Genomic DNA, 14,088 nt, shown 5'->3' on the forward strand with positions numbered 1-14,088 from the left:
ACGTCAGACGCGTTCGATTGCCAAGGCCAGACCCTGGCCCACACCGACGCACATGGTTGCCAGTGCTTTTTTGCCACCGGTCTTCTCCAGCTGGTGCAACGCCGTCAATACCAGTCGCGCGCCGCTCATGCCCAGGGGGTGGCCCAAGGCAATCGCGCCACCATTCGGGTTGACCTGAGCGGCGTCGTCCGCCAGACCCAGTTCACGCAATACCGCCAAGCCTTGGCTGGCGAACGCTTCGTTGAGTTCGATGACATCGAAATCGCTGACGGCCAGGCCGAGGCGCTCAGTCAGTTTGCGCACCGCCGGTACAGGGCCGATGCCCATGACCCGAGGCGCGACACCGGCGCTCGACATCCCCAGCACCCTGGCGCGAGCGGTCAGCCCGTGTTTCTTCACGGCCTCGGCAGACGCCAGAATCAGCGCCGCCGCACCGTCGTTGACCCCGGACGCATTGCCAGCAGTCACGGTTTTGTCAGGACCATTCACCGGTTTGAGTTTCGCCAGTGTTTCCAGAGTGGTGTCGGCGCGCGGATGCTCATCCTGGCTGACAACGGTTTCGCCCTTCTTGTGGGCAATGCGCACTTCGATGATTTCTTCAGCGAAGAATCCTGCAGCTTGCGCGGCGGCTGTCCGCTGCTGACTGCGCAGTGCGAAAGCGTCCTGATCCTCGCGGGATACTTCGTAATCGTCTGCCACGTTGTCAGCGGTCTGTGGCATCGCATCAACGCCGTATTGCGCTTTCATCAACGGATTGATGAAGCGCCAGCCGATGGTGGTGTCTTCCAGCTTCATGTTGCGCGAGAACGCGGCGTCAGCCTTGCCCATCACGAACGGCGCACGGGACATCGATTCGACGCCACCGGCAATCGCCAGCTCCATCTCGCCGCTGGCGATGGCCCGAAAAGCAGTGCCAATAGCGTCCATGCCGGAGGCGCAGAGACGATTGAGGGTCACACCCGGAATGCTCTCCGGAAGACCTGCCAGCAGCAGCGCCATGCGCGCCACGTTGCGGTTGTCTTCGCCGGCCTGGTTGGCACAGCCGAGGAACACCTCGTCCACCGCGCTCCAGTCCACCGATGGATTACGCGCCATCAGTGCCTTGATCGGCACGGCGACCAGGTCGTCGGCACGCACCGAGGACAGGCCACCGCCGAACCGGCCGATGGGGGTGCGAATCGCGTCGCAGATATAAACGTCACGCATCACGCTTCTCCGGGGGCTTGGCCGTGGGCGGCGGCGGTGCGGGCTTCCAGATCCCTGAGTGCTTTGAGTTCAACCTCGGTCGGCTCGGCGGTGTTTTCTACCGTATCAGCGAAGCGGACCGCCCAACCAGTGGCCGCGACGACTTGCTCGCGGGTCACGCCAGGGTGCAGCGCGGTGACCACAAATTCATGGGTATCCGCTTCCGGTTCCATGATGCACAGGTCGGTGATGATGCCGACCGGACCGGCGCCCGGCAGGCCCAGACGCTTGCGCGAGTCGCCCCCCTCGCCATGGCCGACGGAGGTAATGAAGTCAAGTTTATCGACGAAGGAGCGTGCCGATTGCTTGAGGATGATCAACACGCTTTTGGCGGAACCGGCGATTTCTGGAGCACCGCCGGCACCCGGCAGGCGGACTTTCGGCGCGTGGTAATCGCCAACGACCGTGGTGTTGATGTTGCCAAAGCGATCGACTTGCGCAGCGCCGAGGAAGCCGACGTCGATACGACCGCCCTGCAGCCAGTAGCGAAAAATCTCACCGGTCGGGACGACGGTGTCGGCCGTTTCCGCCAGTTCGCCATCACCAATCGACAAAGGCAATACGCTCGGCTTGGCGCCAATCGGACCCGATTCATAGATAAGGACGACGTCAGGCGAAGACGTCAGGCGGGCCAGGTTGGCCGCTTTCGATGGCAGGCCGATGCCGACGAAGCACACCGAACCGTTTTTCAGGCGGCGAGCGGCGGCAACGGTCATCATTTCATTGGTGGTGTAAGTCATTACTTCGCCTCCGAAGCAGCGGCCAGCTTGGCCTGGAACTCGCTGAAGTCAGCGCAGCCATGGATGTATTCGTTGATCCACGCGGTGAAGGTTTCACGGTCGCGGGCAATCGGGTCCCAGGCCTGGTAGAAACGGTTGTCACGCTCGTTGTAGCCGTGTGCGTAGGACGGGTGCGCCCCGCCAGGTACATGGCAGACCGCGCTCAACGCCCAGGTTGGCAACACGCAGGCGTTCATCGGTGCATTAAGGTCATCGACGATTTCTTCGACGGTGACGATGCAACGCTTGGCGGCCAACGCGGCTTCTTTCTGCACGCCGAGAATGCCCCAGAGCAACACGTTGCCCTTGCGGTCGGCTTTCTGCGCATGAATCACGGTGATGTCAGGGCGTACCGAAGGCACCGCGGCCAGCACTTCACCGGTGAACGGGCAAGTGACGGTTTTGATCAGCGGGTTGACCTTCGGCAGGTCGGAGCCGGCATACGCGCGAAGCACGGCGAAAGGCAGGCCCGAAGCGCCGGCGACGTAGGCGTTGGCCAAATCGGCGTGGCTGTGTTCTTCAATTTCCAGTGCGTGAGGCCATTGCTTTTCGACCGCGTCGCGCAGACGGTGCAACGAACCGACACCCGGATTGCCGCCCCAGGAGAAAATCAACTTGCGCGCACACCCGGCACCGATCAACTGGTCATAGATCAAGTCAGGCGTCATCCGCACCAGCGTCAGATCTTTCTTGCCCTGGCGAATGATCTCGTGACCCGCCGCCGTAGGAATCAGATGAGTAAAGCCTTCGAGCGCGACGGTATCGCCGTCATTTACGAATTGCTTCACCGCGTCGTGCAGCGAAAGGATTTCAGCCATGGGGCAAGCTCCCGTTTTGTTATGAACCGACAATGGAAGAAAAAGGCGCGATGCGCAGCGCCGGAATGACTGAAGAGTAAGCCTGTGCAAAACACCAAACAATCCGATAATCGACTGAGTGTTCGTTTATCGAACAGATTGTTGTCTACCTATCGATGATCGTTCCCTTGCTCTGCGTGGGAATGCAGCCCGGGACGCTCCGCACCCCAAAGCGGACGCAGAGCGTCCATTGAGGCATTCCCACGCAGAGCGTTGGAACGATCTTGGATCTGACTGTCAGGTCGCATCCGCGTGGCTGACCATGCCCTTGATCACCACCGCCGCCGTCGCCACCGCCGCCGGAATCACCAGCGCCGTCAACACCTGCTCGAAATTCCAGCCCAGGCCGAGCAGCGTCGCGCCCATCCAGGCGCCCAGAATCGCGCCGAAACGGCCGATACCGAGCATCCACGACACACCGGTCGCCCGGCCTTGAGTCGGGTAGAACCGCGCGGCCAGGGATGGCATCGCCGATTGCGCGCCGTTGACGCACATGCCGGCAATCAGCACCAGCGTGGCCAGGATCGTAATGTTGCCCAGGCTCTGCCCCACGGCGTAGGCAAACACCCCGGCCAACAGGTAGAAAGTGCCGATGACTTTGTGCGGATTGAACCGATCCATGGCCCATCCCACGCCCACCGCACTCAGCACACCGCCAAACTGAAACAGCGCGCCAATGAATGCGGCCTGTTCCATGCTCGCGCCACTGTCTCGCATCAGCGTCGGCAACCAGCTGGTCAGCAGGTAAACGATCACCAGGCCCATGAAGTAGGTCAGCCATAACAACAACGTGCCGGTGCTGTAGGTGCCGGAGAAGATCACCGCGAACACATTGCGTGCTTTCACGGTTTTTTGCTCCGGCACACTGAAGCTGGACGCCAGGGCCACAACGGCAGGATCAATGGGCGACAGGGTTTTGCGTACTTTGTCCGTACCGCGATTGCGCACGACGAGGTAGCGCGCCGACTCCGGCAGCCAGAACAACAGGACCACGGCAAGGATCAGCGGCAGAATCCCGCCTATCAATAGCAAGCTGTGCCAGCCAAACATCGGAATCAGTTTGGCCGAGATAAACCCGCCGCCGGCCATGCCGAGGTTAAAGCCGCAGAACATGCTGGTCACCAGCAATGATTTCTTGCGCTCCGGGGTGTATTCGGAAAGCAGCGTGGTAGCGTTCGGCATCCCGGCGCCCAGTCCCAACCCGGTCAGGAAACGCAACACCAGCAGTTGATCAACGTTGGTACTGTAAGCCGACGCCAGGCTGAAGGCGCCAAACAACAGCACCGCGCCCACCAGTACGACTTTTCGCCCAAAGCGGTCAGCCAAAGGGCCGGAACCCAGTGCGCCAAACACCATGCCGATCAACGCGGCACTCATCACCGGGCCGAGGCTGGCGCGGTCGATACCCCAATCCTGCGACAAGGCAGGCGCGATAAATCCCATGGCCGCGGTATCGAGGCCATCGAGGAAGACAATCAGGAAACACAGGATCACCACTCGCCACTGGTAGCGCGAAATGGGTTGAGCATTGATGAAGGACTGCACGTCGAGGCAGTTTCCTACAGCAGACTGAGGCTGGTTCATTATTTTTATTCCACGCAAGAACGCAGTCGAACAGGTGCCAGCTGAGGCTGGCGCTGCCGCGACATTAATGATCCCGGGGAAAGAGCGTCAATTCGATAAACGCGAGTCTGTGCGTTTATCGAACATCTTAGGCAGGTCTATGCGAAAAGTTGTGCGCTGAGGTCACGGCTGGCGCTGAGGAGGCCGGGCAGGAACCGTTGCTCCAGCTCGTTACGACTCACCCGCCCGGCGTGGGTGCTGACGTTCAAGGCCGCGACGACTTGCCCGGAGGCGTCGTACACCGGTACGGCGATCGAGCGCAGACCCTGCTCCAGCTCCTGATCGACGATGCACCAACCTTGTTGTCGTACTTCCTGCAGGCATTCGAGTAACGCCTCCGGTGTGTGCAAGGTGCGGCTGGTCTTGGCCTGCAGTTCAGCGTGATCGAGGTACTCGCGCAGCGAAGTGTCGTCCAGCGCGGCGAGAAGAATCCTGCCCATGGAAGTGCAATAGGCCGGTAGACGCCCGCCCACCGACAGGTCCACCGAAATCAACCGTTGGGTCGTCGCCGAACGCGCGATGTATAAAATGTCATCGCCCTCCAGGGTCGCCATGTTGCAGGCCTCGTGAAGTTGCTCGCTCATGCGGTCCAGATACGGTTGGGCCGAGACTGCCAGCGGCGTCGAGGACAAGTAGGCATGACCGAGGGTCAGCACTTTAGGTAGCAGCGAATAGGTCCGGCCGTCAGTGGTGGCGTAGCCCAGTTTGATCAGCGTGTGCAGACAACGTCGCACAGCGGCGCGGGGGATTTCCGTGCGGTGGCTGATTTGGGCGATGGTCAGGTGGCGTTTGCGTTCCTGGAACGCCTGCACCACGGCCAGACCGCGTGCCAGGGACGTCATGAAGTCCGGATCGCCGGTCAGGGCCTGTATTCGCTTCGCGGGCGAGGCAACAATGGGCGGCGCCACCGAGGCGAAGGAATTGCGCATTTGATCGTTCATATCAGGTCCTTTCCACACGAATCAACAGGCATTACAAGCGGCTGCGGGTCGACGCACAAGCCTGACGCAGCGAGATTGGGCGATTATCGAACCATCAACCGATAATCGCAATTGCTTCACTCCGGGCAACACACGCCATGTGGAACGATGCCTGCAGGATTTTACGAATCGGGATGCAGAACTTAATGCCCGATGGAGGTGCCGAACTTACCCGACTTAATGGCGTCAGAAAGTCAGCGCAACAAAGTGACACTCCCAGACACATTAGTTGCCCCAAACTTGCCCGTCACAAAACAATCACACCGGAAAATCTACATTTAACTCGTTGGCGATAGTGTTCTTCGAATCGACCGCTATAATACAATTCACTGGCGAATGGCTTTTCACCTGCCGATTCCGCCACCCGGTGGTGCGATGTTCCATCGCCGCTGCCAGCAGCAAGCGCCTGACGCTCATTTCATATGCTTCGCCAACGCGCTCGCTGAAACAGGAGACTGATGCTACGTCAGATGTTTATCTCTGGTGCCGTGGCCGCCTGCAAAATGGAAGTCTTGATCGCGACGTAAACAAAGCCTTGGCAGGCTTGTGTTGAAGACGTGGCCACTGTACTTGCGCAGTGCGTTTCACCAGAATTTATCTCAACTCAAACAGGTAGCACTGTGACGAAAGACGAACTGCGCGCGGAACTTGAGCGCCAGGAACAACGCTACAAGGAAGTTTACGGCGGGGAAGTTACCACCTACGCCGCCCAGCCCGAACCAGAACGCAAGCCTTGGCGTAAACGCGCCACCGTTCAGGATCAGGCATTTACCCAGGAACTGCAGAAGATGGAAAAGGAACTCAAAGCCGAAGAGCCATGACTCCAAGGTTTTTGATCCTTTCAAGGGTCTGCGTTTACACCCGTTAAAAGCGGGCTGTATCGATGATGCCTTTCGCGCCCGTTACAAGCGGGCAGCGGCAACCTCACTGACCGGATGAGGCAGCGGGCTCATTTCTGACCCTCTTCTCAGATATTTCATACACGCAATCGAGCCTCTCGCATTCTTGAGCGAAACCCCCGTGCCTGCGGTCTTTCCCAGTCAATTCAATGGCTTGAAAAATCCGGCAAACGTTTCGAGCATGGGCTATCGTCACAAACTAATTCGTTGAAGAATGTTACCGATGAGCAGCTAGTGCATCGATTAGCAGTCTTTTCTGGCATAATCGCGCCCCCTTATGACCGGGTCAGAAAACCTTCATGATCGATTTATTCAGCGGACTAGATGCTTGGGTGCTTGTGAGCCTCTTGCTCGCCCTGGCCTTTGTCCTCGCCTTCGAGTTCATCAACGGCTTTCATGACACCGCTAACGCGGTGGCCACCGTTATCTACACCAAAGCCATGCCGCCCCATCTGGCGGTGTTCTTTTCCGGTGTGTTCAACTTTCTCGGCGTGTTGCTGGGCGGTGTTGGCGTGGCGTATGCCATCGTCCACCTGTTGCCGGTAGAACTGCTGATCAATGTGAACACCGGTCACGGACTCGCCATGGTGTTCTCGCTGCTCGCCGCCGCCATCACGTGGAACCTGGGCACCTGGTACTTCGGTATTCCGGCCTCCAGCTCTCATACGCTGATCGGTTCGATCCTCGGTGTCGGCCTCGCCAACGCCCTGATCAACGATATCCCGCTGGCTGACGGTGTGAACTGGCAGAAAGCGATCGATATCGGCGCCTCTCTGGTGTTCTCGCCGATGGCGGGTTTCCTGGTCGCGGCCTTGATTCTGATCGGCCTTAAATGGTGGCGTCCGCTGTCGAAGATGCACAAGACGCCGGAACAGCGCCGCAAGATCGACGACAAGAAGCACCCACCGTTCTGGAACCGCCTGGTATTGGTGATTTCGGCCATGGCCGTGAGCTTCGTGCACGGGTCCAACGACGGCCAGAAAGGTATCGGCCTGATCATGTTGGTGTTGATCGGTATCGTGCCGGCGCAGTTCGTACTCGACCTGGGCAGCACCACCTACCAGATCGAGCGCACCCGTGACGCGACGTTGCACTTGAGCCAGTTCTACAAGCGCAATGCCGATACGCTGGGCGAGTACCTGGCCCTGGGCAAAAGCGTGGATGGCGATCTGCCGGAGAAATTCCGTTGCAACCCGCAACAGACCGAACCGACCATCACCGCCCTGCTTGGCACCCTCAAAGGCGTTTCGGACTACCACTCACTGACATCGGACAGTCGTATTGAAGTTCGTCGTTACTTGCTCTGCCTGGACGACACGGCGAAGAAAGTCGGCAAACTCCCAGGCCTGGAGGCCCGTGAAAAGGCTGACCTGGACAAACTGCGCAAGGACCTGACAACCACCACTGAATACGCCCCGTTCTGGGTGATTCTGGCGGTAGCCCTGGCACTGGGCCTGGGCACCATGGTTGGCTGGAAACGTGTGGTATTGACTATCGGCGAGAAGATCGGCAAGCAAGGCATGACCTACTCTCAAGGCATGTCCGCGCAGATCACCACCGCAAGCCTGATCGGCATGGCCAACATCTTCAGCCTGCCGGTGTCCACCACCCACGTCCTGTCTTCGGGCGTAGCGGGCACCATGGTCGCCAACAAAAGCGGCCTGCAAGGCGGAACGGTTAAAACCATCCTGTTGGCCTGGGTACTGACCCTGCCCGCCACGGTGGCCCTGTCGGCCGGCCTGTTCTGGCTGGCGTCGAAGGCACTGGGTAGCTGATAAAAGCTGCACCAAAAGAAAGGCGCGTTCCGTGAGGTTCGCGCCTTTTTTATGCCTGCCATAAACCCCGGAAACACCGCTCTGTAGAAGCAATCTTGCTCCTACAGGAGGGATGTTGATAAACCGACAATTTTCGAAGGCAAAAAAAAAGGGCAACCGAAGTTGCCCAAAATGCCTTGCGTGCTCATTGCTTCCAGAAAGACCTACGGTTTTTTCCGCTTCTGTGAATCCTTCCAGATAAAAAATCCAAACCCTGCAAAAAACAGAACCATGAGGCCGACTGTCAGCACTCCGGCGATCACCACGTTGTCGAAAAACATGACTGGCCCCCTGCACTTGCCCTGTTGCGATAGGGCTAAGTTAACCAATCAGGCAGGAGTGAAAATTGACCGGGGTCAATAGCGCCGCGACTGGGCGCAAAAGGAGGGATTAAAACTGACCTGCATCAACCAATGCAGGGGGATTCAACGCTTTTTCGGTTTGTTTTTCGGCTTTTTCTTCGGTTTGCCCAGCGGCATGGCCTGCTCGAAAGCCTGACGGACTTCATTCAGGCGCTTTTCATTGAGGTCATGCACACGCTTGGCACGTTCGGTGTTGAGGTCGATCAGCTTGTCGTCTTGGCTCATGGCGTTCAGTACATCGCGTCGGTGAAATACAAGTGCCGCGTTTGCAGGCAAGGATGTACCAATAATGAGGCCTGACGAGAGAGCTGACCAGCCGGCGGCCTCAGATCTCGATATCCACCCACAAACCTTGGCGAGGCTCGTCCTCAATCAAGGGTGCAACCGGAACGGTATTGTCGGCGTTGAGTTCGTAACCCGGAATCGGCAGATGCTGATCGGGATCTCCCTCAGTCTCACGCCGGCGTTTTTCCCGCTGTTGCTGGCGACGCTGCTCTTCACGCAACTGGAAAGCCGCTTCTTCAGGATCGCGCTGTTGCAGATCGATGGTGCTTTCACTGGAGGTTTGCTGCACCGGCGCGACGGGCGCAATATCCGGGCGCTGGCGAACCGGGTCCTGCTGTGAAGTGATCGGCACGGCACTTAAGGGAAGCATCGGTGGCAGCATAATTATTGGTCTCCTGTCAGCAGGCTGTCGGCTGCGCGGATGGCGACTTGAGCCATCGGTCGCAAACTGTGACCCGGTTAACACCTATTGGTGCCCCAGACCTGCACCTTTGCCTTGATGCACTATCGTAATACCTTGAGTTTTTATGAGAGTCTTTTGGCCCTGAAGCCCTCATTCCGTTAAGATAGCCCGCTTTTTCAAGGTGGGAGTCAGGCAGCATGGCGCAGCAGTATCAACCGGGGCAACGCTGGATCAGTGACAGCGAAGCCGAGCTGGGTTTAGGCACCGTTCTGGCACAGGACGGCCGCTTGTTGACCGTGCTCTACCCGGCCACTGGCGACACTCGCCAGTACGCGCTACGGAATGCGCCCCTCACTCGCGTGAGGTTTTCGCCGGGTGATTCGATCACTCACTTCGAAGGCTGGAAACTGACCGTACGCGAAGTCGACGATGTCGATGGCCTGCTGGTTTACCACGGGCTCAACGCGCAAAACGAAGTCGTCACCCTGCCTGAAACCCAACTGTCGAACTTTATCCAGTTCCGTCTGGCCAGCGACCGTCTGTTCGCGGGCCAGATCGACCCATTGTCCTGGTTCTCGCTGCGCTACCACACGCTGGAACACACCAGCCGCCAGTTGCAATCTTCGCTGTGGGGCCTGGGCGGCGTACGTGCGCAACCGATCGCGCACCAGCTGCACATTGCCCGCGAAGTCGCTGACCGTATCGCGCCACGGGTTCTGCTGGCGGACGAAGTAGGCCTGGGCAAGACCATCGAAGCCGGCCTGGTGATCCATCGCCAACTGCTGTCGGGTCGCGCCAATCGTGTGCTGATCCTGGTTCCAGAGAACCTGCAGCACCAGTGGCTGGTCGAGATGCGCCGCCGCTTCAATCTTCAGGTCGCGCTGTTCGACGAAGAACGCTTTATCGAAAGCGATGCCGCCAACCCGTTCGAAGACACCCAACTTGCACTGGTCGCCCTCGAATGGCTGGTAGAAGACGAAAAAGCCCAGGATGCGCTGTTCGCTGCAGGATGGGACCTGCTGGTCGTCGACGAAGCTCACCACCTGGTCTGGCATGAAGAAAAAGCCAGCCGTGAGTATTCGCTGGTCGAGCAACTGGCAGAAGTCATTCCGGGTGTACTGCTGTTGACCGCCACCCCAGAGCAACTGGGTCAGGACAGTCACTTCGCCCGTCTGCGTCTGCTCGATCCAAACCGTTTCCACGACCTGCACGCCTTCCGCGCCGAGAGCGAAAACTATCGCCCGGTGGCCGAAGCCGTTCAAGAGCTGCTGGACAAAGGACGCTTATCGCCTGAAGCGCACAAGACCATCCATGGTTTCCTCGGTAACGAAGGTGAAGCGCTGCTGACTGCGGTCAACGACGGCGACACTGAAGCCAGCGCTCGCCTGGTTCGCGAACTGCTGGACCGCCATGGCACCGGTCGAGTGCTGTTCCGTAACACCCGCGCCGCCGTGCAGGGTTTCCCGGAACGTAAACTGCATCCGTACCCGCTGCCGTGCCCGGACGAGTACCTCGAACTGCCGCTGGGCGATCACGCCGAGCTGTACCCGGAAGTCAGTTTCCAGGCTCAACCGGATGCTAATGAAGAAGAGCGCTGGTGGAAGTTTGACCCGCGCGTCGAGTGGCTGATTGACCAGCTGAAAATGCTCAAGCGCACCAAGGTGCTGGTGATCTGCGCCCACGCCGAAACTGCGATGGACCTGGAAGACGCCCTGCGCGTGCGTTCCGGCATCCCGGCGACCGTCTTCCACGAAGGCATGAACATTCTCGAACGTGACCGTGCAGCCGCTTACTTCGCCGACGAAGAATTTGGCGCACAAGTGCTGATCTGCTCGGAAATCGGCAGTGAAGGTCGCAACTTCCAGTTTTCGCACCACCTGGTGCTGTTCGACCTGCCTGCGCATCCGGACTTGCTGGAGCAACGTATCGGTCGTCTGGACCGGATCGGCCAGAAGCACATCATCGAACTGCACGTGCCGTACCTGGAAACCAGCCCGCAAGAGCGACTGTTCCAGTGGTACCACGAGGCATTGAACGCATTCCTCAACACCTGCCCGACCGGCAACGCCCTGCAGCACCAGTTCGGCCCGCGCCTGCTGCCGCTGCTGGAAAATGCCGACGATGGCGAGTGGCAAGCGCTGATCGACGAGGCCCGTACCGAGCGTGAGCGTCTGGAAGCCGAGCTGCACACCGGTCGTGACCGCCTGCTGGAACTCAACTCGGGTGGCTCAGGCGAAGGCGATGCACTGGTCGAGGCCATTCTCGAGCAAGACGACCAATTTACCCTGCCGATCTATATGGAAACCCTGTTCGATGCATTCGGTATCGACAGTGAAGACCATTCGGAAAACGCGCTGATCCTCAAGCCGAGCGAAAAAATGCTCGACGCCAGCTTCCCGCTGGGCGACGACGAAGGCGTGACCATCACCTATGACCGCAACCAGGCGCTGTCTCGCGAAGACATGCAGTTCATCACCTGGGAGCACCCGATGGTTCAAGGCGGCATGGACCTGGTGTTGTCCGGCTCCATGGGCAACACCGCTGTGGCATTGATCAAGAACAAGGCGCTGAAACCTGGCACCGTGTTGCTGGAACTGCTCTACGTCAGCGAAGTGGTTGCTCCGCGTTCGCTGCAGCTGGGCCGTTACCTGCCACCCGCCGCCCTGCGCTGCCTGCTCGATGCCAATGGCAACGACCTGTCGGCCCGCGTGTCGTTCGAGACCCTCAACGATCAGCTCGAAACCGTACCTCGCGCCAGCGCCAACAAGTTCATCCAGGCCCAACGTGACCAGCTGACACCACGGATCAATGCCGGTGAAGAGAAAATCTTCCCGCGTCATGCTGAACGTGTGGCCGAGGCCCAGCGTCGTCTGGCCGCCGACACCGATGAAGAACTGGCGCGCCTCACCGCCTTGCAAGCGGTCAACCCGACCGTGCGCGACAGCGAACTGGTCGCCCTGCGCAAACAACGTGAACAAGGCTTGGCCATGCTGGACAAGGCTGCGTTGCGACTGGAAGCGATTCGGGTGTTGGTGGCGGGCTAACTTCCCTGCTCTACCAGCGTAAAAGAGAAGGCCCGCAGCGATGCGGGCCTTTTTTTGGGATTCAACCGGGGCAATTAGCACCTGTGGGAGCACAGCTTGCTCGCGATGGCGATGAACTGCCGACATCAATGTTGAATGCCAACGAGGTCATCGTCGGATCGCCGCATGGACCAAGCTGAGTCCTACGGCTCGATTCGCTGTTGATCAGACCGCCGCCACAACCCCTCCAGGCTCCACCACCGCGACCAACCCATCCTTCATCCGCTTGGCATCGCGCACGAAACACCGCGAGGCCATGAACAGAAACACCATCGTGAAGAACAGCGCCACCGGGATCAGGTACATCGCGTCATGCAGGCCAACGGCCTTGAACGCTTCGGTCATTTGCTCGGCGCCCGATGCCAGCATGGCGGTATGGGCAAAGTGATCGGACAAACCGCCCACCACCACCGGCCCAAGGCCACCCCCCAGCAAGTACAGCCCGGCAAAGAAGAGTGCCATTGCGGTCGCCCGTAAACGCGGCTCGACCACGTCCTGAATGGCCGTGTAGACGCAGGTATAGAAGTTATAGGCGAACAACCAGCCCACACTGAATACCGCGACAAACACACCTATCTCGATTCTGCCAGCGTGCAACGCCCAGGCTGTGCACACCGACGAGATAATCAGACTGAACGCCGCAAACAGCAGCCGTCCATTGGCAACACGCTGGTGGATCTTGTCAGCCACCCAACCACCCAATGTCAGTCCGAACAGCCCCGTCACACCAACGATAATCCCGGTTGCTACCGCGGCTTCATGCAAGGGCATCAGGAAATAACGTTGCAGCATCGGCACCAGAAACGAGTTGCAGGCATAGGTCGCGAAGTTGAAGCAGAGCCCCGCCATCACCAGCCAGAGAAAAGTGGGTACCGCCAGGACGCGGCGGATTGGCCGATCCACACGCTCTTGCGAGACCTGCACGCTTTCCGCGGCGCCCCGTTTAGGTTCCTTGATGAAAAACATGAAGACCGCCAGGACCAGACCCGGTACTGCGGCGATGAAAAACGGCGCCCGCCAACTGTCGAACGCCTTGACCATCCAGCCGATGGTGAAAAAGGCCAACAACAATCCAAGGGGCAGACCCAGCATGAAGATGCCCATCGCCCGGGCACGGCGGTGAGCCGGAAACAAATCGCCGATCAACGAATTGGCGGCCGGTGCATAACTGGCTTCGCCGATACCGATACCCATGCGCACGATCAGGAAGCTCCAGAAGCTGCCCACCATCCCGTTGACAGCCGTCAGCCCGCTCCAGACCGCCAACCCCCAGCCCATCAATTTCGCTCGCGACCCCGTATCGGCCATCCGCCCGAGCGGCAGTCCGGCAATCGCATAGACGATGGTAAACGCGGTTCCGATTATCCCCAGTTGGAAGTCGCTGAGGTGCCATTCCATCCGGATCGGCTCGATGATGATCGCCGGAATCGTACGGTCGAAGAAGTTGAACAGATTGGCCAGAAACAACAGGAACAGAATGCGCCAGGCATTCGCCGCTTGGGTCGAGTTCTGCATGGGTCCGTCTCTTTTATTGTTATGGGGCGTCACTGCCCCCGGAACCTGCAATCTAGTCAGCCCCACGAAGACTGTCTGTAATTATTCGTTAAGCTGATATGCCGCCATGTAAGCAGGAGCAGCGTAAGTCTCGAATTATTTCTAAACGCTCTAAGTCTCATTCCAAAACGATTGAGGCCAAACTGCCACTACTTCTTGCGGTTCATGCACGGCTTCTATACTCCAAGACAACTCGCCAGCACC

The 14,088-nt window shown here is 59.0% G+C and carries 12 protein-coding genes; 3 read left to right on the forward strand and 9 right to left on the reverse strand.

The features are described from left to right. Nucleotides 1–3: 3 nt before the first annotated feature. The 5 genes from pcaF to pcaR form a co-directional block, all read right to left on the reverse strand. Complete coding sequence (gene pcaF, locus H7698_RS08960; protein WP_194691172.1) at nt 4–1,209, reverse strand: 3-oxoadipyl-CoA thiolase; 1,206 nt, start codon at nt 1,207–1,209, stop codon at nt 4–6. Continuing rightward, on the reverse strand, nt 1,206–1,985 hold the full coding sequence (locus H7698_RS08965) for a CoA-transferase subunit beta (protein ID WP_162438597.1): 780 nt from the start codon (nt 1,983–1,985) through the stop codon (nt 1,206–1,208). Before H7698_RS08965 ends, pcaF begins: the two co-directional genes overlap by 4 nt. Then, entirely contained in the window at nt 1,985–2,842 is an 858-nt protein-coding gene (locus tag H7698_RS08970; protein WP_074874180.1) for a CoA transferase subunit A, read from the reverse strand. The genes H7698_RS08965 and H7698_RS08970 overlap by 1 nt, the downstream gene beginning before the upstream one ends. 276 nt (nt 2,843–3,118) lie before the next feature. Next, the gene (locus H7698_RS08975) at nt 3,119–4,465 is read right to left on the reverse strand and encodes an MFS transporter (protein WP_194691173.1); all 1,347 of its coding nucleotides are present in this window, start codon (nt 4,463–4,465) and stop codon (nt 3,119–3,121) included. Nucleotides 4,466–4,602: 137 nt separating this feature from the next. Next, complete coding sequence (gene pcaR, locus H7698_RS08980; protein WP_008074568.1) at nt 4,603–5,445, reverse strand: pca regulon transcriptional regulator PcaR; 843 nt, start codon at nt 5,443–5,445, stop codon at nt 4,603–4,605. 659 nt (nt 5,446–6,104) lie between these two features. Here pcaR and H7698_RS08985 point away from each other — a divergent pair. After that, nucleotides 6,105–6,305 carry a hypothetical protein gene (locus H7698_RS08985; protein ID WP_007935837.1) on the forward strand — a complete coding sequence of 67 codons (201 nt, stop codon included), beginning with the start codon at nt 6,105–6,107 and terminating at the stop codon, nt 6,303–6,305. A gap of 377 nt (nt 6,306–6,682) precedes the next feature. Then, nucleotides 6,683–8,158, forward strand: coding sequence for an inorganic phosphate transporter (locus H7698_RS08990; RefSeq protein WP_162438595.1), 1,476 nt, complete (start codon nt 6,683–6,685; stop codon nt 8,156–8,158). Nucleotides 8,159–8,361: 203 nt separating this feature from the next. Here H7698_RS08990 and ccoM read toward each other — a convergent pair whose 3' ends face one another. The 3 genes from ccoM to H7698_RS09000 form a co-directional block, all read right to left on the reverse strand. Then, a complete protein-coding gene (gene ccoM / locus H7698_RS31720) occupies nt 8,362–8,478 on the reverse strand; it encodes a cytochrome c oxidase subunit CcoM (protein WP_281508184.1) in 117 nt (38 codons plus the stop codon). Between the two features lie 144 nt (nt 8,479–8,622). Then, on the reverse strand, nt 8,623–8,784 hold the full coding sequence (locus H7698_RS08995) for a hypothetical protein (RefSeq protein ID WP_007959203.1): 162 nt from the start codon (nt 8,782–8,784) through the stop codon (nt 8,623–8,625). 100 nt (nt 8,785–8,884) lie between these two features. Further along, the gene (locus H7698_RS09000) at nt 8,885–9,226 is read right to left on the reverse strand and encodes an aspartate-semialdehyde dehydrogenase (RefSeq protein WP_194691174.1); all 342 of its coding nucleotides are present in this window, start codon (nt 9,224–9,226) and stop codon (nt 8,885–8,887) included. A gap of 218 nt (nt 9,227–9,444) precedes the next feature. Here H7698_RS09000 and rapA point away from each other — a divergent pair, with 218 nt between their 5' ends. Then, entirely contained in the window at nt 9,445–12,291 is a 2,847-nt protein-coding gene (gene rapA / locus H7698_RS09005) for an RNA polymerase-associated protein RapA (protein ID WP_194691175.1), read from the forward strand. Between the two features lie 204 nt (nt 12,292–12,495). On the opposite strand, the gene H7698_RS09010 is transcribed toward rapA, so the two are convergent. After that, nucleotides 12,496–13,845: a spinster family MFS transporter gene (locus H7698_RS09010; RefSeq protein ID WP_194691176.1), complete on the reverse strand. Its 1,350-nt coding sequence runs from the start codon at nt 13,843–13,845 to the stop codon at nt 12,496–12,498. Between the last annotated feature and the right edge of the window lie 243 nt (nt 13,846–14,088).

The organism is Pseudomonas sp. p50(2008), assembly GCF_015351605.1.
In the GTDB taxonomy this organism is placed as follows: Bacteria; Pseudomonadota; Gammaproteobacteria; order Pseudomonadales; family Pseudomonadaceae; genus Aquipseudomonas.